The sequence below is a fragment of the Streptomyces sp. ISL-43 genome, assembly GCF_018614195.1.
Taxonomy (GTDB): domain Bacteria; phylum Actinomycetota; class Actinomycetes; order Streptomycetales; family Streptomycetaceae; genus Streptomyces.
Genome location: NZ_JAGGOT010000044.1, coordinates 111642 through 133495 on the forward strand (window position 1 = coordinate 111642; position 21854 = coordinate 133495).

The 21854-nt window shown below is 72.0% G+C and carries 14 protein-coding genes; 3 read left to right on the forward strand and 11 right to left on the reverse strand.

The features are described 5' to 3' along the window. Positions 1-84 precede the first annotated feature (84 nt). Positions 85-1638, forward strand: coding sequence for an MFS transporter (locus J7F03_RS25340; protein ID WP_214953261.1), 1554 nt, complete (start codon positions 85-87; stop codon positions 1636-1638). Between the two features lie 64 nt (positions 1639-1702). On the opposite strand, the gene J7F03_RS25345 is transcribed toward J7F03_RS25340, so the two are convergent. From J7F03_RS25345 to J7F03_RS25365, 5 genes are all read right to left on the reverse strand, one after another. Next, positions 1703-3574 carry a DUF4173 domain-containing protein gene (locus J7F03_RS25345; protein WP_214953264.1) on the reverse strand — a complete coding sequence of 624 codons (1872 nt, stop codon included), beginning with the start codon at positions 3572-3574 and terminating at the stop codon, positions 1703-1705. Between the two features lie 183 nt (positions 3575-3757). Then, positions 3758-4675, reverse strand: coding sequence for an ADP-ribosylglycohydrolase family protein (locus J7F03_RS25350; RefSeq protein WP_214953266.1), 918 nt, complete (start codon positions 4673-4675; stop codon positions 3758-3760). Positions 4676-4686: 11 nt separating this feature from the next. Next, positions 4687-5346 carry a histidine phosphatase family protein gene (locus J7F03_RS25355; protein WP_214953268.1) on the reverse strand — a complete coding sequence of 220 codons (660 nt, stop codon included), beginning with the start codon at positions 5344-5346 and terminating at the stop codon, positions 4687-4689. Positions 5347-5447: 101 nt separating this feature from the next. After that, complete coding sequence (locus J7F03_RS25360) at positions 5448-6053, reverse strand: YdbC family protein (protein WP_214953270.1); 606 nt, start codon at positions 6051-6053, stop codon at positions 5448-5450. A 32-nt stretch (positions 6054-6085) separates the two neighbouring features. Beyond that, positions 6086-6910: an arylamine N-acetyltransferase gene (locus tag J7F03_RS25365; protein WP_214953272.1), complete on the reverse strand. Its 825-nt coding sequence runs from the start codon at positions 6908-6910 to the stop codon at positions 6086-6088. A gap of 14 nt (positions 6911-6924) precedes the next feature. Between J7F03_RS25365 and J7F03_RS25370 the strand changes: the two genes are divergently transcribed. Continuing rightward, positions 6925-7914, forward strand: a complete 990-nt coding sequence (locus J7F03_RS25370) for a DUF1152 domain-containing protein (RefSeq protein ID WP_308379960.1) — start codon at positions 6925-6927, stop codon at positions 7912-7914. Positions 7915-7990: 76 nt separating this feature from the next. Here the strand turns inward: J7F03_RS25370 and J7F03_RS25375 are convergent, their stop codons facing one another. Further along, positions 7991-10894: a vitamin B12-dependent ribonucleotide reductase gene (locus J7F03_RS25375; RefSeq protein ID WP_214953274.1), complete on the reverse strand. Its 2904-nt coding sequence runs from the start codon at positions 10892-10894 to the stop codon at positions 7991-7993. Between the two features lie 139 nt (positions 10895-11033). Next, on the reverse strand, positions 11034-11546 hold the full coding sequence (gene nrdR, locus J7F03_RS25380) for a transcriptional regulator NrdR (RefSeq protein ID WP_214953276.1): 513 nt from the start codon (positions 11544-11546) through the stop codon (positions 11034-11036). A 478-nt stretch (positions 11547-12024) separates the two neighbouring features. Between nrdR and lexA the strand changes: the two genes are divergently transcribed. Beyond that, the gene (gene lexA, locus J7F03_RS25385; RefSeq protein WP_214953278.1) at positions 12025-12816 is read left to right on the forward strand and encodes a transcriptional repressor LexA; all 792 of its coding nucleotides are present in this window, start codon (positions 12025-12027) and stop codon (positions 12814-12816) included. A gap of 62 nt (positions 12817-12878) precedes the next feature. Here lexA and J7F03_RS25390 read toward each other — a convergent pair whose 3' ends face one another. The 4 genes from J7F03_RS25390 to J7F03_RS25405 all read right to left on the reverse strand — a co-directional run bounded on the left by J7F03_RS25390 (position 12879) and on the right by J7F03_RS25405 (position 19478). Further along, positions 12879-14849: an ATP-dependent DNA helicase gene (locus tag J7F03_RS25390; RefSeq protein WP_214953280.1), complete on the reverse strand. Its 1971-nt coding sequence runs from the start codon at positions 14847-14849 to the stop codon at positions 12879-12881. Between the two features lie 52 nt (positions 14850-14901). Further along, complete coding sequence (locus tag J7F03_RS42085) at positions 14902-16812, reverse strand: IucA/IucC family siderophore biosynthesis protein (RefSeq protein ID WP_374104388.1); 1911 nt, start codon at positions 16810-16812, stop codon at positions 14902-14904. Between the two features lie 130 nt (positions 16813-16942). Then, positions 16943-17614 carry a GNAT family N-acetyltransferase gene (locus J7F03_RS25400; RefSeq protein WP_214953282.1) on the reverse strand — a complete coding sequence of 224 codons (672 nt, stop codon included), beginning with the start codon at positions 17612-17614 and terminating at the stop codon, positions 16943-16945. 31 nt (positions 17615-17645) lie between these two features. Beyond that, positions 17646-19478 (reverse strand): IucA/IucC family siderophore biosynthesis protein, encoded by a 1833-nt coding sequence (locus J7F03_RS25405; protein WP_214953307.1) that lies wholly within the window; start codon positions 19476-19478, stop codon positions 17646-17648. Positions 19479-21854: the final 2376 nt, after the last annotated feature.

Below are 21854 nucleotides of genomic sequence, written 5' to 3' on the forward strand. Positions count from 1 at the left end.
CGCTTGCGTTCACTAAGGCTGACTCCCTACCGTGGGCTCAATGTGAACGCCTGAGTTCACTATTTCACTTTGGGGGGATCCACAGTGACGACTCCTCAGCTCTCCAAGTCCCGAATACCGGGCGCGGCCCGCCGGGAGGGGCGCACTGGAGTGGCGCTCGCCGTCATCGCCGCCTGCCAGCTCATGGTCGTCCTCGACGCGACGATCGTGAACATCGCGCTCCCGCACATGCAGACCGACCTCGACATGTCCACCACCGACCTGTCCTGGGTGATCAGCGCCTACACGCTCGCCTTCGGCGGTCTGCTGCTGCTCGGCGGCCGCGCCGGCGACATCCTCGGCCGCCGGCGCGTCTTCCTGACCGGCATCCTGCTCTTCACCCTGGCCTCCCTGCTCGGCGGTTTCGCCCAGGAGCCCTGGCAGCTGCTCGCCGCCCGCGCCCTCCAGGGCGTCGGCGGCGCCATCGCCTCGCCGACCTCGCTCGCCCTGATCACCACGACGTTCGCCGAAGGCCCCGAACGCAACCGCGCCTTCGGCGTGTTCGCCGCGGTCTCCGCGGGCGGCGGCGCCATCGGGCTGCTGGCCGGCGGCATGCTCACGGAGTGGCTCGACTGGCGCTGGGTTTTCTTCGTCAACGTGCCGATCGGCCTGCTGATCGCGTTCCTGACCCCGCTCTACATCAGCGAGTCCGAACGTCACCCCGGCCGCTTCGACATCGCCGGAGCGCTCACCTCCACCGGCGGCATGGCCTCGCTCGTCTACGGATTCATCCGCGCCTCCCAGGACGGCTGGCGCGACGGCCTGACCATCGGCTCCTTCGGCGTGGCCGTCGTCCTGCTCGCGGCCTTCGTGCTGATCGAGTCCCGGGCCCCCGATCCGATCATCCCGCTGCGCATGTTCGCCGACCGCAACCGCACGGGCACCTACGTGGTCATGCTCGGCCTCGCCGCCGCGATGTTCGGCATGTTCTTCTTCATCGTCCAGTTCGTGCAGAACGTGCTGGGCTTCTCCCCGATCCAGTCCGGCGTCGGCTTCCTGCCCATCACGGTCGCCATCATCACCGCCGCCGGGATCTCGCAGCGCCTGCTGCCCCGCTTCGGCCCCAAGCCGTTCATGGTCATCGGGTCCGCGCTCACCGGCATCGGACTGGCCTGGCTGACCTTCATCGAGCCCGACAGCTCCTACCTCTCCGGGGTGCTGGGCCCGATGCTGCTGTTCGGCTTCGGCATGGGCCTCAACTTCGTCACCCTCACCCTCACGGCCGTCTCCGGGGTGGCTCCGCAGGAGGCGGGCGCGGCTTCCGGGCTGCTCAACGCCAGCCAGCAGGTCGGCGGCTCGCTGGGGCTGTCCATCCTGGTCACCGTCTTCGGCACGGCGAGCAGGAACGAGACCGGGAAGCAGGCCCCGGACTTCATGGCGCACGCCGGCCAGGCCCAGGCGGCGCTGTTCCGGCAGACCGGGCGGATGCCCGACCCCTGGGGGGACGTCGTCCTCACCCGGGGGATCGCGACCGCCTTCATCGCGGCCGTGGCCATGGCGGGCGTCGCGCTCGTCACCGCTCTGCTGGTGATCCGCGTGCGCAGGAGCGACCTGGAGGCCCTCAACGGAGCCGCCGCCGAGGCCGGTCCGGCCGCCTGATCCGCTGAAGAGGAGGTCCCGTACGAGGGCTCCGGCGCGGGGAAGATCCCGCGCCGGGGCCCGGCTAGTGCTCGGTCCGCCCCCGGAAGGCGCCCAGGCGCCCGCACTCCTCGTACGAGACCTTCACCGGGCGCTCGCGCAGGATCTGCCGGGCCCGGCGCTCCCCCAGGCTCATGGCGTACCAGGGCACGTCGCCCGCCCGCGCCAGGTCGTTGTTGATCCCGCGCAGGGCGCAGGACCGCCGGGGCTCGGGCAGCCGGTCCAGGCCGGGCACCGCGTCCGCCGACAGGGACTGGAAGTAGGCCAGGTCGATCTTGCCGTCCCGCTCGTACCGCGTGACGTTGCCCTCCGCGATCATCCCGTCCGGGGACATCAGCCCGAAAGCCAGTACGGCGGCCACCGCGCTCCCGGCGACCGCGCGCGGCAGCCACCGGGCGCGGGCGCCGAACACCCCGGCGGCCATGATCAGGACGATGACCAGCCCGAGCCACAGCTCCATGCCGGCGACCGACACGCGCAGCCGCGTCAGCCCGTACGCGTCCACGTAGAGGTCCATGCGGTGCAGCGCGGAGGCGACCACGACGAGGGTCAGCGCGCACAGCGTGCCGAGCACCGCGCGCACCAGGCGGCGGTCGCCGGCTCCGCCGCGCGGGGCCCAGCGCAGGGCGAGTGCGATGACGGCGAGGGTGAGCAGGGTGGCCCAGAGCAGCTGCCAGAAGCCCTGGCGGGCGTACTCGGAGTAGGTGAGGCCGGTGGCCTCGAGGACCTCGCGGTAGCCACCGAAGAGGACGGCGAGCTGGACGGCGTTGAACCCGGCGAAGAGCAGGTTCAGCACGACGAGCGGGAGCGCCCACTCCACTCGGGAGCGCGCCTTGCCCGGCGCCACCTCGATGCGGTCCCAGCGAGAGGGGCCGGCGGCGGTGCGCGCGACGGCGACCGCGACGACGGTGCCCAGCAGGAAGAGCAGGAAGCGGACCGGCCCGTCCACACCGCTGACCTCGGGCGTCAGTCCGCTCAGCAGGTCCGCGAAGGCGGCGTCGGCGGAGGCGAACAGCGTCCCGAAGAGCACCAGCAGGGCCACCGCAACCAGGGCGGCCTTCACCACGGGCAGCCAGCGGTCCCGGTTCCCGTTGGACCGTGAGCGCACCCCGGTCCAGAGCCAGCGCACCCCGAGGACAGCGGAGTCGGCGAAGCCGACCGGACTCAGCAGGATGCCGGGCCAACTGCGGCTGCCGTGCAGGGCCAGCGCGCCGGTCAGGACCGCGGCGAGCAGGGCCAGCGTGGAGGGCCAGGCGGAGTCCCGCAGGGCCGGTACGGCGAGCAGCGCGAGGCAGCCGAGCGCCCAGACCACGGTCCACGGGCGGGCGGCGCGTCCGGCGCTGCGGGCGGCCAGGTACGCGCCGACGAGGGCCGGCACCACCGCGAGGGGCAGACCGGGACCCAGCCCGTCGCCGAGCAGCAGGGCCACGGCGAGGCCGGAGGCGAGGGCCGCGCCGAGCACGGCGGCCGGGATGGGCCCCACCGCCGCGGGCCGGGCGGCCTCGGCCCAGGCGAGCGGGGCCAGGGACCAGGCACCGGAGGCGACGCGCTGTTTGCGCAGCTGGTGGGCCTGCCAGGCCCGGGGATCCCAGCCGGGCGGAGCCTGGCCCGGCGCCCCGGGGGCCGCCTGAGCGGGAATCTGCGGCGCCGAGGTCTGCGGCAACGGGGCCTGCGGCTCGGTTCCTACGCCGCCCCCCGCGGCCGATCCCGCGCCCGCCCCGGCGGCTTCGGCCGGGAGCGGGCCCGGGCCCGCTCCCGCGGCGGACGCGGGCGCGGCCTGCTGGGCGGCGCTCCCGCCCGCACTCCCGCCGACGTTCCCGCCCGCACCCCCGCCGACGTTCCCGCCCGCACTCCCGTCGACGTTCCCGCCGGCGCTCCCGTCAGTGTTCTCCGACATCGCTTCCCTCCCCTGTCCAGCCGCCCCCGGCTTCCCAGTGGGGGCGGCGAAGCGGACAGAGTAGGCCAGTGAGAGGCGGTTTTGAACAGGCTCAAAAGGGCTCTGTGTCAGGACCGTGACAATCGGAAGGGGACGTTTCACCCCGCTCCGGCCCTCGGTCGGCGCGGGGCACCAACCCTCCGGCTAGCTCGAAGCCGTCTCCGGCAGCCAGGCCGGCAGTGCCTCGGTCCGCGCCAGCCAGGCCTGCGGAAGCACCGCATTCCCGCGCGCGCCCAGTACCCCGCCGACGATCGCGCAGGTGGTGTCCACGTCTCCGCCGACCTGGGCGGTGGTCCAGAAGGCCCGCTCGTAGTCGTCCAGGTTCCGCGCCGCCGACCACAGGGCGAACGGCACGGTGTCGTGGGCACTGGTGCGCCGCCCGCAGCCCAGTACGGCCGCGACGGTCGTCGCGTCGCCGTAGTCCAGCATGTCGCGCGCCCTGCGCAGACCGGCGCCCACCGCGCTGCGGGGCACCAGTGCGATGACGCCGTCCAACAGGTCGGCGGCCTTCGGCGGCCCGGCCGGAGCTGCGGCCAGCGCGGCCGCGGCGGCCACGGCCATCGCGCCGCACACCGCTTCGCGGTGCTGGTGGGTGGTGTAGGCGGAGATTTCCGCCTGGTGGGTGGCCTGCTCCGGGTCGTCGGCGTACCAGGCGCCCAGCGGGGCGACCCGCATGGCCGCGCCGTTGCCCCACGATCCCTGACCGTTGAACAGTTCGGCGGCGAGCGTGCGCCAGTCCGCGCCCTCGCGGATCAGGCGCAGCATCCGGTTCACGGCGGGCCCGTAGCCGCGGTCGAAGTCGTGGTGGTGGGCGAAGGAGGCGGCCAGCGCGTCCTGGTCCACCCGGTCGTGCCCGGCGAGTACGGCCACCACCGAGCAGGCCATCTCGGTGTCGTCCGTCCACTGCCACGGATCGCTTCCGGCGGGCAGCTCGCGCCGCTTGAGCAGCGGGTAGTTCACGGGGACGAAGTACTGGGAACCCAGGGCGTCACCCAGGGCCAGTCCGCGAAGGCTGGCCATGGCGCGTGCGTAGCGCCTTTCGGAAGAGGAGTCAGAGGTCATCCCTCGTCACTCTAGCCGCCCAGGTCGTAGGGCTCGGGTGTGGTCCACCGCTCAAACGGGCGGTCCATCCGGTACCGGCCGTCGGGGCCGAGCAGGAGGACCCGGAATTCTCCGTTGCCGGGGTTGGAGAGGGCCTCGAACTCGGCCACGGACCAGTGGAACCAGCGCATGCAGAACAGTCTCATCGTCAGCCCGTGCGTCACGAGCAGGACGTTCTCCGGGTGGTCCGGGGCTTCGAAGCTGCGGTAGAGGCTCTCCAGGAAGGAACCGACCCTGTCGTACACGTCCGCGCCGGACTCCCCCTGCGCGAAGCGGTAGAAGAAGTGCCCGTACGCGTCCCGGTACGCCTTCTGCAGCCGTACGTCGTCCCGGTCCTGCCAGTTGCCCCAGTCCTGCTCGCGCAGCCTCGGCTCCTCGCGCATCCGGACGCGCGCCGGGTCCAGCCGCAGCTCCCGGAAGGTCTGCAGCGTCCGGCGGTACGGGGAGACGTACGCGCTGATGGACTCGTCGCCGAAGAGTTCCCGCAGCCGGACGCCCGTCTCCGCGGCCTGCTCGTGACCGTTGCGGGTCAGCCGCAGGGCGTGGTCGGGTTCCCGCTCGTACACCGTGTCATCGGCATTGCCCTCCGATTCCCCGTGCCGGACAAGGACGATGCGCCGTGGTCGAACCATCCCACGACCCTATTCGGCCAGCGGCGGGCACACCGACCGGGCCACGCCGGTCGGCCCGGCCGCGGCCATACAGTCTGCTCGTCGGACCGGTCCTCCCGCGGTCACACCGTCCAGGAGGGTTCGAGGTCGACGACGTCTCCGGTGAGGGCTTCCACATCGGCCTGGATCTGGGCGCGCAGCGAGAGCCGCTCGACGCGCTCCTGGCGGTACTTGCCGTGCTCGGCCGCCGCGTGCCACATCGACAGGACCAGGAACTCCCGGCCGGGAGCCTCGCCGAACAGGCCCCGGACCATGCCGGGCGAGCCCGCCATGGCCGGATTCCATACCTTCTCCTGCATGAGGGCGAAGTGGTCGACCCGGCCCTCCCGCACCCTGGTGTGGGCGACCCGGACGACGTCGGCGTCGGTGAAGCGGGGCTCGAAGCCGGTCTTCACATCGAAGCGGTGGTCGAAGAGCGTGACCCGCGCGTCGGTGAAGGTGCCGTTCTGGGAAGCGGCCAGCCTGTCGTGCGAGCGGGCCATGAAGGAGTCGTAGAAGGAGCGGCTCTCCCAGAACGCGAAGACATGCGCCACCCCCTGCCGGCCCCGGCTCCAGCCGCCGCCCTGTCCCCGGAATCCCGGTTCGCCGGGCAGCCCCGCCCATTTGCGCTGCCCACGCTCGAACCCGCGTCGGTCCGTCACCGTGCAGCGAATCCACTTGACCAGCACTGCGCCATCGTACGGGCCCGGCGGGGCCCGGGTCAGTCCCCGGCGCAGTACATCCGCAGGAGTTCGGCCCCGTCCCGCTCGGGCAGCCGAAGCCCGAACTCCCGGTCGAGCAGTGCGAGCAGCTCGTCCGCCGGGACCTCCTGCCGCTCGATCCGCCCGTCGGGAAGCAGGCGGGTGAGCTCCCGCCCCACGAGGGCCACCCGGCCCCGGTCGCCCGGGTGCTGGACGATGACCTGGCCGACGAAGGCGGAACGGGGGTGCGAGGAGGTGTAGTGGTTCAACACGACGTAGTCGACGGGGTGGTAGGGCTGCGGCGAGAAGGCGTAAAGGTCTCGCCAGGTGCCCTCGCGCGGGACGCAGAGCACAAGGACTCCGTCCGCCTCCTCCCGGACGCGGAACACCCACTCCCCCTGCCGCACTTCGGTGCCCGGGCGGGACAGCGGCACGGGCTCACGCGGGGTCTGCCAGCCGAACCCGGCGTCGCAGAGCCACGGTTCCCCCTCCACGGTGACGACGAGCATCGCGTGCGTCACCGCGAGCAGGGAGTCCCCCCGGGTGCGGTTGCGGGCACCGCGCCCGGAGACCTCGAAGCCGATCCGCTCCAGGGCGGCGGCCAACAGCGTGTTCTGCTCGTAGCAGTAGCCGCCGCGGCGGGTGTGCACGAGCTTGCCCTCGATCGCCTTGACCTCCAGCTCGACGGGGCGGCCGAGGAGAACGTCCAGGCTCTCGAAGGTGATCGCACCGGTGTGGGCCCGGTGTACTGCCTTCAACGTGGGGAGATCCGCCCGGAGTTCCCCGCCGCTCCAGCCGATCCTCGCCAGATAGGCGTCCAGATCCAGTTCGTCACCGCTCCACATGGCTTCCCCGCTCCGTGCATCAAGAAATCAAAGGGCGCCCCGGTAGTACCGCCCTGCACACCACCCCTATCTTCGACCGCCTGGCCTCGTCCGAACGGATCCTCGTCGCCGGGGCCGGTGGCGGCTTCGACATCTACTCCGGGCTTCCCATCGCCCTCTCCCTCCTGCACCAGGGCAAGGAGGTGTACCTGGCCAACCTCTCCTTCAGTGCGCTCGCCGGCCTCCCGATCGACGACTGGGCGGCTCCGGACCTCGCCGCGGTCACGCCGGATTCCGCGCCGCACCAGGCGTACTTCCCCGAGCGGACCTTGGCCCAGTGGCTGAAGCTGCACGGCTATCCGTCCACGGTGTACGCCTTCCCCCCGGTCGGCGTGCAGCCGCTGCGGGCCGCCTACCGCGCGTTGATCGACCTGCACCGCATCGACGCGGTGGTCCTGGTCGACGGGGGCACCGACATCCTGATGCGCGGTGACGAAGCCGGTCTCGGCACGCCCGAGGAGGATCTGGCCAGCGTGGCGGCGCTGGCCGCGTTGGACGACGTACCCGCGCGCCTGGTCGTCTCGGTCGGCTTCGGCGTGGACGCGTACCACGGGGTGAACCACGCGCTGGTGCTGGAGAACATCGCGGCGCTGGAGCGGGACGGGGCGTACCTCGGCGCGTTCTCCATACCCCGCGCCACCCGTGAGGGCGCGCTGTACCTCGACGCCGTGGCCCACGCGCAGGACCGCACCCCGGAGCGCCCGAGCATCGTGAACGGTTCGATCGCGGCGGCCGTCCGCGGGTCCTTCGGGGACGTCCCCTTCACCGACCGGACCCGGGGCAGCGAGCTCTTCGTGAACCCGCTGATGTCGCTGTGCTTCACCTTCGAGCTGACCGGCCTGGCCGCCCGCTGCCTCTACCTCGACCGGATCGAGAACACCCACCTCATGCGGCAGGTGAGCTCGGAGATCGCGGCCTTCCGCGACGAGACGACCACCCGCCCGGCCCGGACCTTCCCACACTGAGCCGGCATGCGGAAGCGGGGACCGGCACGCGCCGGTCCCCGCTTCTTCTGCTACTCGGTGGCAGCGGTCAGCCGTATCAGCTGCAGCCGCTGGTGGAGCCGCAGCCCTCGCAGATGTAGCAGGAGCCGGCGCGCTGCATCTTCGTACCGCAGGAGAAGCAGAGCGGGGCGTCGGCGGAGACGCCGAGCTGCATCTCGACCAGTTCGGCGTTGGAGTGCGCCGTCTTGGGGGCCGGCACCGGGGCGACCGCGAGCGGCTTCGGGGCCGGGGCGGCCGGCACCGCGGCCAGCGGGGCCACCGGCATGGACGGAGTCAGGGACTCCGTGTCGAGCTCCTCCTCGAGGGGCTCGTAGGAGCCGGTGTCCAGGTGGCGCTGACGCTCCTCGGCGGAGTGGATGCCGAGGGCCGAGCGGGTCTCGAAGGGCAGGAAGTCGAGCGCCACGCGGCGGAAGATGTAGTCGACGATCGACTGCGCCATCCGCACGTCCGGGTCGTCCGTCATGCCGGCCGGCTCGAAGCGCATGTTCGTGAACTTCGCGACGTACGTCTCCAGCGGGACGCCGTACTGCAGACCGACCGAGACGGCGATCGAGAAGGCGTCCATCATGCCCGCGAGGGTCGAACCCTGCTTGGACATCTTCAGGAAGACCTCGCCCAGACCGTCGTCCGGGTAGGAGTTCGCGGTCATGTAGCCCTCGGCGCCACCGACCGTGAAGGACGTGGTGATCCCCGGGCGGCCCTTCGGGAGGCGCTTGCGGACCGGGCGGTACTCGATGACCTTCTCGACCGCCGCGCGGATGGTCTCCTCGGTCTTCTCGGTGACCTCGACCTTCTCCTCTTCCTTCTTCTTCGCGGAGAGGGGCTGGCCGACCTTGCAGTTGTCACGGTAGATCGCGAGCGCCTTGACGCCCAGCTTCCACGCCTCGAAGTAGATCTCCTCGATCTCCTCGACGGTCGCCGTCTCCGGCATGTTGACCGTCTTCGAGATCGCCCCGGAGATCCAGGGCTGGATGGCGGCCATCATGCGGACGTGGCCCATCGCGGAGATGGAGCGCTCGCCCATGGCGCAGTCGAACACCGAGTAGTGCTCGGTCTTCAGGCCCGGGGCGTCGACGACCACGCCGTGCTCGGCGATGTGGGCGACGATCGCCTCGATCTGCTCTTCCTGGTACCCCATGCGGCGCAGGGCCTGCGGGACGGTGCCGTTGACGATCTGCATCGAGCCGCCGCCGACGAGCTTCTTGAACTTGACCAGGGCCAGGTCCGGCTCGACACCGGTGGTGTCACAGGACATCGCGAGACCGATGGTGCCGGTCGGCGCGAGGACGGAGGCCTGCGAGTTGCGGAAGCCGTTCTTCTCGCCGAGGCGGATGACGTCCTGCCAGGCCTCGGTGGCCGCGGCCCAGATGATGTTGTCCAGGTCCTCGGTGCGCGGCGCGACGGCGTTGGCGTCGGCGTGCTGCCTCATCACGCGCTTGTGCGACTCGGCGTTGCGGGCGTAGCCGTCGTACGGGCCGACGATCGCGGCCAGCTCGGCGGAGCGCTTGTACGCGGTACCGGTCATCAGCGAGGTGATCGAGGCGGCGAGGGTGCGGCCGCCGTCCGAGTCGTACGCGTGGCCGGTCGCCATCAGCAGGGCGCCGAGGTTGGCGTAGCCGATGCCCAGCTGGCGGAAGGCGCGGGTGTTCTCGCCGATCTTCTGCGTCGGGAAGTCCGCGAAGCAGATGGAGATGTCCATCGCGGTGATGACCAGCTCGACGACCTTGGCGAAGCGCTCGGCGTCGAAGGACTGGTTGCCCTTGCCGTCGTCGTCGAGGAACTTCATCAGGTTCAGCGAGGCGAGGTTGCAGGACGTGTTGTCCAGGTGCATGTACTCGCTGCACGGGTTGGACGCGGTGATGCGGCCGGACTCGGGGCAGGTGTGCCAGTTGTTGATCACACCGTCGTACTGGATGCCCGGGTCGGCGCAGGCCCACGCGGCCTCGGCGAGCTTGCGGAAGAGCGCCTTGGCGTCGACCGTCTCGATGACCTCGCCGGTCATGCGGGCCCGCAGGCCGAATTCGGTGCCGTTCTCGACGGCCGTCATGAACTCGTCGTTCACGCGGACGGAGTTGTTGGCGTTCTGGTACTGGACGGACGTGATGTCGTCGCCGCCCAGGTCCATGTCGAAGCCCGCGTCGCGCAGGGCGCGGATCTTCTCCTCTTCCTTCACCTTGGTCGCGATGAAGTCCTCGACGTCCGGGTGGTCCACGTCCAGGACGACCATCTTGGCCGCGCGGCGGGTGGCGCCGCCCGACTTGATCGTTCCGGCGGACGCGTCGGCGCCGCGCATGAAGGAGACCGGGCCGGAGGCGTTGCCGCCGGAGGAGAGGAGCTCCTTGGAGGAGCGAATGCGGGACAGGTTCAGGCCGGCGCCGGAGCCGCCCTTGAAGATCATGCCCTCTTCCTTGTACCAGTCGAGGATCGACTCCATCGAGTCGTCGACGGCAAGGATGAAGCAGGCGGAGACCTGCTGCGGCTGGGGCGTGCCGACGTTGAACCACACCGGCGAGTTGAAGCTGAAGATCTGGTGCAGGAGGGCGTAGGTCAGCTCGTGCTCGAAGATCTCCGCGTCGGCGGGCGACGTGAAGTAGTCGAAGTCCTCACCGGCCTTCGTGTACGTCTTCACGATCCGGTCGATGAGCTGCTTCAGACCGGTCTCGCGCTGCGGGGTGCCGACCGCGCCCCGGAAGTACTTGCTGGTGACGATGTTGACCGCGTTCACCGACCAGAAGTCGGGGAACTCGACGCCGCGCTGCTCGAAGTTGACCGAGCCGTCGCGCCAGTTGGTCATGACGACGTCGCGGCGCTCCCAGTTCACCTCGTCGTACGGGTGCACGCCCGGGGTGGTGTGGATGCGCTCGATACGCAGGCCGCTCTTGGCAGTCTTGGTTCCCTTGGCGCGGGAACCTCGTGCCGAGCTGCTCGCCGTCTCTGTCATGCCGCCTCCCAATGCGGGCAAAACGCCCTAAAGTGCCAGCGTTATTCCGCGGCACGGTGCTGTGTCTTGTATCTACGTCTCTTCGCCAGACTCACCGGCCGCTCCGCGCTGCGAGTGCGGCGCGGTGCGGGCCGTCCGGTCAGTCGGCGGCGGAGGCGGGCACGGGGACCGGAGCGGTCCCACCGGGCTCGCACTCTTCGGGGTGAGGCCGCGGCACGCGGAGTTCCGCGATGGCGGTCTCGAAGTCTTCGAGTGTGTCGAACGCCTTGTAAACGGACGCGAACCGGAGGTACGCGACCAGGTCGAGCTCCTGCAACGGGCCGAGTATGGCCAGACCCACGTCGTGGGTGGTCAGCTCGGCACTCCCGGTGGCGCGCAGCGCCTCCTCGACCCGCTGGCCGAGTTTGGCGAGGGCGTCCTCGGTGACCGGCCGCCCCTGGCACGCCTTGCGCACGCCGGAGATGACCTTGGTACGGCTGAAGGGTTCGGTCACCCCGCTGCGCTTGATCACCATCAGCGAGGCCGTCTCCACCGTCGTGAAGCGACGGGAGCAGTCGGGGCACTGGCGGCGCCGGCGGATCGACGTGCCGTCGTCGGTGGTCCGACTGTCGACGACACGGCTGTCGGGGTGCCTGCAGAAGGGGCAGTGCATGGTTCCCTCACCCTCCTCTTGGCACGACCGAATCACCCCACAAGGCCCCTGAACGGCAGAGGCGAAGCTCTGTCGGAGGGCTCGTGAAGCAGCCACAAGCATATGCGATGCCGAGGACCTCGGCAGACCGAGGACCACAACTTCTGGGCGACAGCGCTCATCCAACCACTAGATCTTGGGTTGTGTTGGATTTACGTCGCTCTGCGTGTCGCGGTGTCCGATGGCCGGATACAGGGCCTCGCGATGCCACACTGGGCGCGGACCCGGACGGTGGCGACCCGACCCGGAAGGGTACCGTAAGCAGTGGCTCCGAAGCCGAACCCGCGTTCGGTCCGGATGACCCGCCCGTCGGCTATACACCCCTCGATCTGACCACAGTGGGTGATCTCTAATTTTTCACTCGAACGTGTGTTTGGCGCAACCTTTCGAAAGCAACTACCGTTGTCCAGCTAGGGAGAACATTTCGAGAGGGGCCGACGTGACCACCACCGCAGACAGTGCCACCATCACTGCCCAGAACCGCTCCCAGAGCCGACTCGAGCCGGTGCATGCCATGAATGACGCAAGCCTGAACCCGGAGGCGGAGCCCGTACGCCCCGCACGCTCGCTGCCAGGGCGACCTCCAGGCATCCGCGCCGACAGCTCCGGGCTCACGGACCGGCAGCGGAGGGTCATCGAGGTCATCCGCGACTCCGTGCAGCGGCGCGGTTACCCGCCGTCGATGCGGGAGATCGGCCAGGCGGTCGGCCTGTCGAGCACGTCGTCGGTCGCGCACCAGCTGATGGCCCTGGAGCGCAAGGGCTTCCTGCGCCGCGACCCTCACCGCCCCCGGGCGTACGAGGTACGCGGCTCCGACCAGCCCAGCTCGCAGCCCACGGACACCACGGGCAAGCCCGCCGCGTCGTACGTGCCCCTGGTCGGCCGGATCGCGGCCGGTGGCCCGATCCTCGCCGAGGAGTCGGTGGAGGACGTGTTCCCGCTCCCACGCCAGCTGGTCGGTGACGGTGAGCTGTTCTGCCTCAAAGTCGTCGGTGACTCGATGATCGAGGCCGCGATCTGTGACGGCGACTGGGTCACGGTCCGTCGCCAGCCCGTCGCGGAGAACGGCGACATCGTCGCCGCCATGCTCGACGGCGAGGCCACGGTCAAGCGGTTCAAGCGCGAGGACGGCCATGTCTGGCTGCTCCCGCACAACGCCGCCTACCAGCCGATCCCCGGCGACGAGGCCACCATCCTCGGCAAGGTCGTCGCGGTACTGCGCCGGGTCTGATTTCCCCCGCGCCCCCATCCAGCTCCGGGACCTACTGCGCCGGTCCCGGAGCTGCTTTGCGCCTACTTGCCCTCGGCCTGTGCGGCGGCGTCGATCGCGGCGAGCGAGCGTCGGGCCTGGTTTCGGTCCGTGGTGTACCAGAAATCCGGCAGCGTGGCCCGCAGGAAACTCCCGTAGCGGGCCGTGGCCAGCCGGGGGTCCAGGACCGCGACGACGCCCTTGTCACCGGTGGCCCGTACGAGCCGGCCCGCGCCCTGGGCCATGAGCAGCGCCGCGTGCGTCGCGGCGACGGCCATGAAGCCGTTCCCGCCCCGCTCCTCGACCGACTTCTGCCGAGCGCTCATCAGCGGGTCGTCGGGGCGCGGGAACGGGATCCTGTCCATGACCACCAGCTGGCAGCTGGGCCCGGGAACGTCCACGCCCTGCCACAGCGACAGCGTGCCGAACAGACAGGTCTTCGGATCGGCCGCGAAGTTCTTGATCAGCTCGCCCAGCGTCTCCTCGCCCTGGAGCAGGACGGGGTTGTCGAGCCGGCCGCGCAGCTCCTCGGCGGCCGCCTTCGCACCGCGCATGGAGGAGAACAGTCCGAGGGTGCGGCCGCCGGCCGCCTCGATCAGCTCGGCGAGCTCGTCCATCATGTCGCCGCGGGTGCCTTCGCGGCCGGGGGTGGCCAGGTGCTTGGCGACGTAGAGGATGCCCTGCTTGGGGTAGTCGAACGGCGAACCGACGTCCAGGCCCTTCCACAACGGTGCGTCGTCTCCTTCGACGCCCTCCGGGGAGAGGCCCATCGACGCCGCGACACCGTTGAAATCGCCGCCGAGCTTGAGGGTGGCCGAGGTCAGGACCACCGAGCGGTCCTCGAACAGCTTCTCGCGCAGCAGGCCCGAGACCGACAGCGGAGCGACCCGGAGAGTGGCGCCGAAGCGGTCGTGGCGCTCGTACCAGACGACGTCGTACTCGGAGCCGGTCATGATCCGCTCCGCCACCCCGTGCACGCTCTCGACCGCGGCGAGGGCCTGCTTGCGCACGGCGTCCTCGTCGTGGACCGATTTGTCCCGGGTGTTGCCGATCGCCGAGATCACACTGCGCGAGGCGTCGCGCAAGGCCGTCAGCGCGTAGCCGAGGTCCTCGGGGATCTCCTCCAGGCGGCCGGGGAGCGCCAGCTCCATGACGCGCTCGAAGGTCTCGGAAGCCGTCTGCAGGGAGTCCGCGGTCTTCTCGTCGACCAGCTTCGCCGACCGCTTCACGGCGCGGTTGACCTGGCCGGGGGTGAGCTCGCCGGTGGCGACCCCGGTCACCCGGGAGACCAGCTCATGGGCCTCGTCCACGATCAGCACCTCGTGCTGCGGGAGCACGGGCGCGCCCTCGATGGCGTCGATGGCGAGGAGCGCGTGGTTGGTGACGACCACGTCCGCGAGCTTGGCCCGCTCGCGGGCGGCCTCCGCGAAGCACTCCGCTCCGTACGCGCACTTCGTCGCGCCCAGGCACTCGCGGGAGGAGACGGAGATCTGCGACCAGGCCTTGTCGGAGACGCCCGGGGTCAGGTCGTCGCGGTCGCCGGTCTCGGTCTCGTCCGCCCAGTCGCGCAGGCGCAGCAGGTCCTGCCCCAGCTTGCTGGTGGGGGCGGCCGCTTCGAACTGGTCGAAGAGGCCGTCCTCCTCGTCCTGCGGGGCGCCCTCGTGCAGGCGGTGCAGGCACAGGTAGTTGGAACGGCCCTTGAGCATGGCGAACTGCGGCCGGCGGCGGAGCTGCGGATGCAGCGCCTCCACCGTCCGGGGCAGGTCCCGCTCGACGAGCTGGCGCTGAAGGGCCAGCGTCGCCGTGGCGACGACCACGCGCTCGCCGTGCGCGAGGGCCGGCACCAGGTAGCCCAGGGACTTGCCGGTGCCGGTACCGGCCTGGATGAGGCGGTGGGAGTTGTCGTCGATCGCTTCGGCGACGGCTTCGGCCATGGCCACCTGGCCGGGGCGCTCCGTGCCGCCGACGGCGGAGACGGCGGCGTGCAGCAGGTCGGGGAGGGAGGGCTTCGTCATAGCAGTGCCAACCCTACGGGGCGCCACCGACAGCGACCGCACCGACGAGGACTCACGGCCGGTACAGGGGGTTCGGCACGGTGCCGTGCTGCACGGCGTGCGGGCGGTCGGGTCGGTCGCGGTAGCCGTCCTCGTAGAGGCGGTTCCTGTTGAGGCAGAGCCGGCCGATGCGTTCGCCGAGGAGGTCGAAGAGCTCGTAGCGCTCCTTTAGCTCCGGGAAGCGGGCGTGATGACGCAGGATCTCCGCCCGTACGAGGGACCAGAAGGCTTCCTCGGGGACGCCGAGGCGGTCCTCGCAGAGGGCTGAGAGGTAGCGGAAGACTCCGACGAAGAGCCCGGAGTGGATGAACTGCGGCAGGAAGTCGGCGGGCTCGGTGAGCAGCACCGCCCGGACCTCGTCGGGCATGGCGGCCAGCTCGGGCAGCGGCTCGGCACTGATGTTGATGTCGTCCACGAAGTCCTTGACCGCGAGCCGGACCGGGACGTCGTGCTCGTCGAAGATCACGACGGCGTTCTCGCCGTGCGGGGAGAAGACGGTGCCGTAGCGGTAGAGGAAACGGAGCAGCGGGGGCAGCAGGGCGGCGAAGAGGTGCTGGAGCCAGGCGGTGGGGGCGAGGCCCGAGCGGGCGACGAGCTCGGCCGTGAAGGACCGGCCGCGGGGATCGGTGTGGAGGAGCGAGGCGAGGGTGCGGGCGCGCTCGCCGGGGGCGAGGTGGCCGGCCAGCGGCTCGCGCCAGATCGCGCCGAGGAGCTCCTTGTACTGGTAAGGGACTTCGGGGAGCGCGTCGTAGACGGGGTGGCGGACGGTGACGGAGGCGACTTCGCCGAGCAGGATCACTCCGCATTCGTCGCGCAGGAAGGGGTCCGCGTCGCGGAGGGAGTGGATCCAGGCGGTGACGGCGGGCGCGGCGAGGGCCAGGTCGGAGGGCAGGCCGCGCCAGACCATGGTGTTGAAGACGGAGAGCGGCAGTTTGACGCTGTGGCGGTCGGGGCGCGTGAGGTTGAGGAAGGTGCGGATCGACTGCTGGGGGAGGCGGATGTCGGGGTCGGCGGGGAGCGGGACCAGGGTGCCGGCGGCGAGGGCCGGGGCGAAGAGCGGCAGGAGGACCTCGTCCCACTGCCAGGGGTGCAGCGGGAGGTAGAGGTAGCCGAGCGGGTCGAGGCCGCGGTCGCGCAGGGTCCGGTCGAAGAGGTCGCGGGTGACGGGGTCGAGCTCGGCGGAGTAGAGGAGTGCGGGGTCTTCCAGGCCGGCGGTGCCGCGGTAGTGCGCGAGGGAGGTGTGGGCGGCGAGCCAGGGCAGGCGCTGGCCGGTGCGGGCCTCGGGGGCCCAGGCGGCGGTGTCGGAGGCGGAGAGTCCGATCCGGCCCTTGTTGAGGACGAGCCAGGGGTGGCCGGTCTGGTGGCCTTCGAGGGCGGCGTAGTCGAGGTCGGCGAGGACATCGGCGGTGAGCGCGGTGTGGTCGATGCGGGCGTCGGCGGCGAGGGTGGCGCTGAGCTCGCGCACCACGTGGCCGAGGGTGGCGCCGTCGAGGCCGAGGAGCGTGCGGGCGCGGATGAGGAAGGCGTACGGGTCCCCGAAAGTGGTCGGGATGCTCGGGGCGGGTGGGGTGCCTGGGGTGGGTGGCGTGCCTGGGGTGGGTGGCGTGGGCGCCGTGGTGAGGGTGATGGTGTCGGGTGTGACGTGCCAGCTGCCGTACGCGCGGCGGCGGGCTCGGAAGCCGAGGCTGCTGCCGTCGTCGAGGGTCAGCGTCCAGGCGTCGACGGAGGCGCCCGGGGCGGGGACCGGGCTGATGATCTCCTCGTACGCGAACTCGCCGAGCATCTTGGCGAGCAGGCGGCGGGCAGCGAAGTCCCAGGTCAGACGGTTCAGTTCGGGCGGGGTGCACGGGTGCTGGGGCGACGGGGGCACGGCGTCCGAGAAGTGGGGGCCTGCGGAGTCTGGGGCTGCGGAGAAGTTCTGCACGGGACTCCTCGAAGATCGGGAACTTTGCTGCGTGACGCAGAGTTTTCGATGTGAGAGGTGCGGAGGCTGGACACGGAGAGCGGAAGGCGGGTGAGGGTGCGTGCGGGATCCGGGACTCGCGGGGCGGCACTCAGAGGAGATTGCGCAGCGCCCGCTCGCGGATCATCAGCGCGGCGCGCTTGCCCGGCAGTTCGATCTCCAAGGAACAGCGGAAGCCGGAGTTCAGGAAGGCTGATACGGAGGGGGTGTTGCGGATGTCCGGTTCGGCGATGACGCGCATGCAGCGAGGGTGGTTGTCGAGAACCAGGTCGGCGACGGCGCGCAGGAGCGCGGTGCCCAGACCTCGGCCGCGGTTCGTGCCGTCTCCGATGAGCAGGTGGATACCCGTGTCGTGGGGGCGCGCCGGGTAGTACGCGGAGAGCGGGTCGAGGTCGGCCCGGTAGATCTCCCAGTAGCTCATCGGCGTGCCGTCGAGGAGGCCGAGGCACGGGATGCTGCGGCTGTCCCCCTCCAGCTGTGCCCGCACGTGGGCGGCGGTGGCGGCGGCGGGGCCGGCGAGTTCCCAGTAGGCGGCTACTTCCGGGTCGTTCATCCAGCGGGCGAGCAGCTCCAGGTCGCGGTCGAGCCGTACGGGTTCCAGGCGGAAGAGGCCGGCCCGTGTGGTGATGCCGCCCCAGCCCGCCGGGGAGTCGAGGAGATCCGCTTCTGCGAGCAGGGGCAGCAGCCGGGCGGCGAGATGCGGCGCGGCAGTGCGGGAGGCATCGGTGTGGGGCGCATCGGTGTGGAAGTCGGTGGAGGGCATCAGGGGCTCTTCTCCGTGTCGGAAGGGCGCGTCAATCGTGAAGGGGGTTGGTGATGGTGACGTAGACGGACTGGGTGTCGACGGGCCCGATCAGCTCGTCGAGGCCTCCCAGGCGGGTGAGCAGATTCGCCTTGCAGCGCAGGGTGCGCGAATCGAGCAGCCGCGCGGGGAGCGGGCCGAGGCCTGCGGCCTTGCCGAGGAAGCGACGGAAGGCGGCGAGCAGGACGCGTTCGTCGGCGAGCCGCTGGGATCCGAAGGCACCGATGAGACCGAGCACGTTGTTGATGCCGAGGTAGTAGGCGAAGCGTTCGTCGGTGACGTCATCGGAAACGAATGTGTCGCTGGCGGAGCCGATACCGGGCAGCCGGCGCTCGAGTTCCGCTCGGCGCGAGTCGCGGAAGTAGTAGCCCTGGTTGTCGCGGTAGCGGCCGCCGACCGGCCAGCCGGCCGGGTCGAGGAGGACCAGCGTGTTCTGCTGGTGCGCTTCGAGGGCGATGCCGGCGAGGGCGTCGAAGGCGAGCACCGGCAGGACGACGTGGTCGAGATAGCGCAGGAACCACTCGGCGGAGACGGCGGACGCGGTCCGTCCGGTGGTTGCGGCGAGGCGCGCGACGGTCTCGGCGAGGCGGGAGGTCATGGTGGTCCGCCCCGGCCACGGGCGGGGTGCGGTGAGTGCGGCGATGCAGAGGGCGTCGTCGTCCGGGCGGAAGGGGTTGTGGCGGAGCATGACGTCGAGCCCGGGGACGGGGGTGCCGTCCGGGGCGTCGACGGCGACCCAGGCGGGGTCGCGGACGATGTCGAAGCCGGGGTGGGCCGCCTGCCACTGCTCGGCGAGGCCGGTGCGGAGCAGCCGGTGCACCTCGATGCCGCGATGGAGCTCCTTGCGGAGGTTCTCACGCCGGGAGTTGGTGATGCGCAGGCCCAGGGAGAGCTTGAGCATCGCGGGGGCGCCCGGCTGGTGGACGGTGCGGATGGAGGAGGTGGGGTACCAGGGCTCGCCGTACGGGCCCAGGTCGTGCAGGAGTCCCGCATCGCGGAGGGCGGCGACCGCGGGGCGTTGGAGCAGGTCGCGGGCCTGCCAGGGGTGAAGGGGAAGGGGGGTGGCGCCGTCGGGCACAGGGAGTCCGGGGGCGAGGCGGCCCAGCAGTCGGGCGGCGGAGACCGGGCGGCCGCGCTCGGTCCAGGCCGAGTCGGTGGCGAGCGCGGCGGGCGCGACGGCCACCCAATGTAGGGGGAAGGAGCCGTGCAGCTCGGGTGAGTAGCGGCGCACTTCGGCTTCGGAGAGGCCTTCGCGGCTCTTCGGCGTCGGGTGCAGCGGGTGACCGAGGAGGAGGGACTGTTCGGCGGTGAGGAACCGGTCCGCGACGACGGGGCCGGGAGCGGCCGGGCGCTGGCGGCGGTCGTGGATGAACTCGGCGGTCCGGTGCACCGAGTCGGCGACCCGGCCGACGAGGTCCGCGCTGGAGGGGGCTGCCTTGCCTTCGCGGGAGATCAGCGCGGCGAGGGTGACCGCGTCCACGGCGGGGGCGACGGCGGGGGCGCCTTCGATCCTGGCCGGGCCGAAGCGGTGCCAGCCGGCCGCGGACCAGTAGCGGACGGCGACGAGCAGCGCGGCGCCGGTCGCGGGCAGGGGAACGCGCAGCACGGGCCCGGCGGGCTGCCCGAGTCCGGTCTCGCGGACCCAGCACCGCAGCAGGCCCTCCACTGTCGCGGCCTCGGCGGCGACCCTGGGCTCGGGGTGGTCCAGCGGGTCGGCCGCGCCCACGCGGGGTCTGGCCGTGCCGTCCTTCTGCCGGGGCACGGTGGCGACCTCCCCGCCGGACCGCGGCTCGGCGGCCGCCCACGACATGCCCGCGCCGGGCATGCCCGGCAAGGCGTCGGCGGGCAGCGCGGACCGGTCACCGGGTGCCGGGAGCGCATCCGCGTGCCCGGAAGGTGCCGGGAGCACAACCTCGCGCCCGGAGGGTGCCGGGGACGCGGTGGCCTGCTCCGGCGGTTGGCAGGCGCCGGGCCCCGCAGAGGATGGCTCGCGGCGTTGCGCGGCCGCGTCCTCGGCGGACCCGGGCGCGCTCCCGGGTCCGGAGGCCGAAGCCGGCGGCGCCCAGGAGTCCTCGGGAGCGGCCGACTGGGCGGGCCGCAGCGGCAGTACGCCGGCTCGTCCTGCCGCCGACGGCCCGTCCGGCTGCCCCGCGGTGGGCGCAGCCGGGCCGGCGGAGCCGGAGGCTGCCGGACAGGGCCCGGCCGGCGGCGACACGGCGCCCGCCTCCGGGGCGGGCGGCGCGAGCCTGGCCTCCGGGGCGGGCTGCGGAGACCGGGCGGGCACGCCGGACGCCGAGGCCGAGGGTGTGACGGCAGGCGAGGCGGGACGGTCCGGTACACCGGGGGCGGCGGCCGACGAGATCGGCGCAGGCGGGGCTGCTGGCCGGCCGGCCGGAGCGGTGGCAGGGGCAGGGGCAGGGGCAGGGGCAGGGGCAGGCTGCACGGACCGATCCGCAACGTCGGGGGTCAATGGCGTGGCGGTGCCGGCGTCCGAGGCCATGGCAGGGCGGCCCGGCGCGCCGGGAGCCGAAGCCGACGGGGAGGTCGTGGGGCCGGCCGGAGACGGCTCGGCGACCGTCCCCGCGACGGGCGGCGCGAGCCGGGCCTGCGGGGCGGGCTGCGGAGACCGGGCTGCGGCACCGGATCCGGGGGCCGGCGCGGTCGGTGCCGGGCCGGCCGGGACGTGCGGGGCGGTGGCGGGGGCCGGTCGCAGGGAGCGACCGGCGGTGTCCTCGGCTGTGGCCGACAGATCCGGCGAAGGGCGGGCGGCCGAGTGCTGGGTGGACTCACCGCCCAGATGGAACGGCGTGCCCAAGGCGGTGGCCACCTCGGGGCTGACGTCCGACGGCGCGGGCTCGCTCCCCGTAGCGGCGCCGCGGGCCGGGGCGGCCACGGCGGCCGGGAACATTCCGGCCGGCCTGGGAGTGGAAGGGGGCAGAGCGTCGACGGGAAGGGGCGAAGGAACCGCGGGCCCGTTCCAAGCGGCCGTCGCGGAGCCCTGTGCCGGGGCGGACGGAGTGGCCGATGGCAGAACAGCCTCGGTGCCCATGGCAGCCGGCGTGCCGTAGGCACCGGCCGACGGGGAGGGATCAGGCCCGGCAGACGTTGTCGGCGGCAGCTCGGCAGCATGGGACCCGGACGACGTCGGCAACGGTCCGGCGGGGTCCATCGGGGTGAGTGCGGCCGTGGCGGAAGCGGACACAACCCGTGAGCCGGCGACGGTGGCCGAGAGGAATGCGGACCCGGCCGCTGCGGCACGCTCCGGCCCCGCCACGGCCGACAGGGACGGCAGCGGCCCACGGGGGCCAGCCGACGTCGGAGTCGACGGCGTCGCCAGCGGCCCGCCTGGCAGCGCGGAGTCCGGCGGCGTCGGCAGTCTGCCTGGAGCCTCAGCCCCGGCGGAGGCCGAGGAGGAGGCGGAGGCCGAGGAGGAGGAGGCCGAGGAGGAGGGCAGAGCTTCGCCCGGCACAGCGGGTCCGGGCACCGACATGACCATCAGGGGTACGCCCAGGACGGCGGAGGCCGGAGCGGACACGGCAACGTCCGGCGCCGACGGCACGAGGCCGGAAGCCTCAGCCCCGGCTGAGGGCGGCAAGGACGGCGGGGTCTCGCCCGGCATGACCGCCCCTGAAGCCGAAGGCCGCGGCAGGGGCCACGCTGGCACGGCAGAGTACGGCGATGTCGGCGGTAGGCCTGGGGCCACCGCCCCTGCGGAGAGCGACACGGACGGCACAGGCCCGCCGGGCATCGCCGGCGCGGAAGCCGACGGCGACGTCAGGGACTCGCCCAGCGCAGCCGCAGACGGGACAGCGGGCACGGCAGCATCCGACGCCGATGGGACGAGGCCAGAGGCCTCGGCTCCGACGGGGACCGACAAAGACGGCAAACCCCCACCCGCCACGGACAGGTCGGGTGACGTCGGCAATAGGCCGATGGGGGCGGACACGGACGACAGAGGCGTGCCCGGAACAGGCTGCCCGGGAGTTGGAGACGTCGGGAAGACACCGCCCGACGCGGCCCGTCCGGGAGGCGGAGAGATCAGGGAAGCACCATCCGGCGCGGCTGGCGCGGGAGGCGACAGCGTCGAGTAAGCACCGCCCGGCCCCGGTGCGGGGAGCGGACAGATCGGGGATGCACCGCCCAGCGCGGCTGGCGCGGGAGGCGACTGCGTCGGAGAAACACCGCCCGGCCCCGGTGCGGG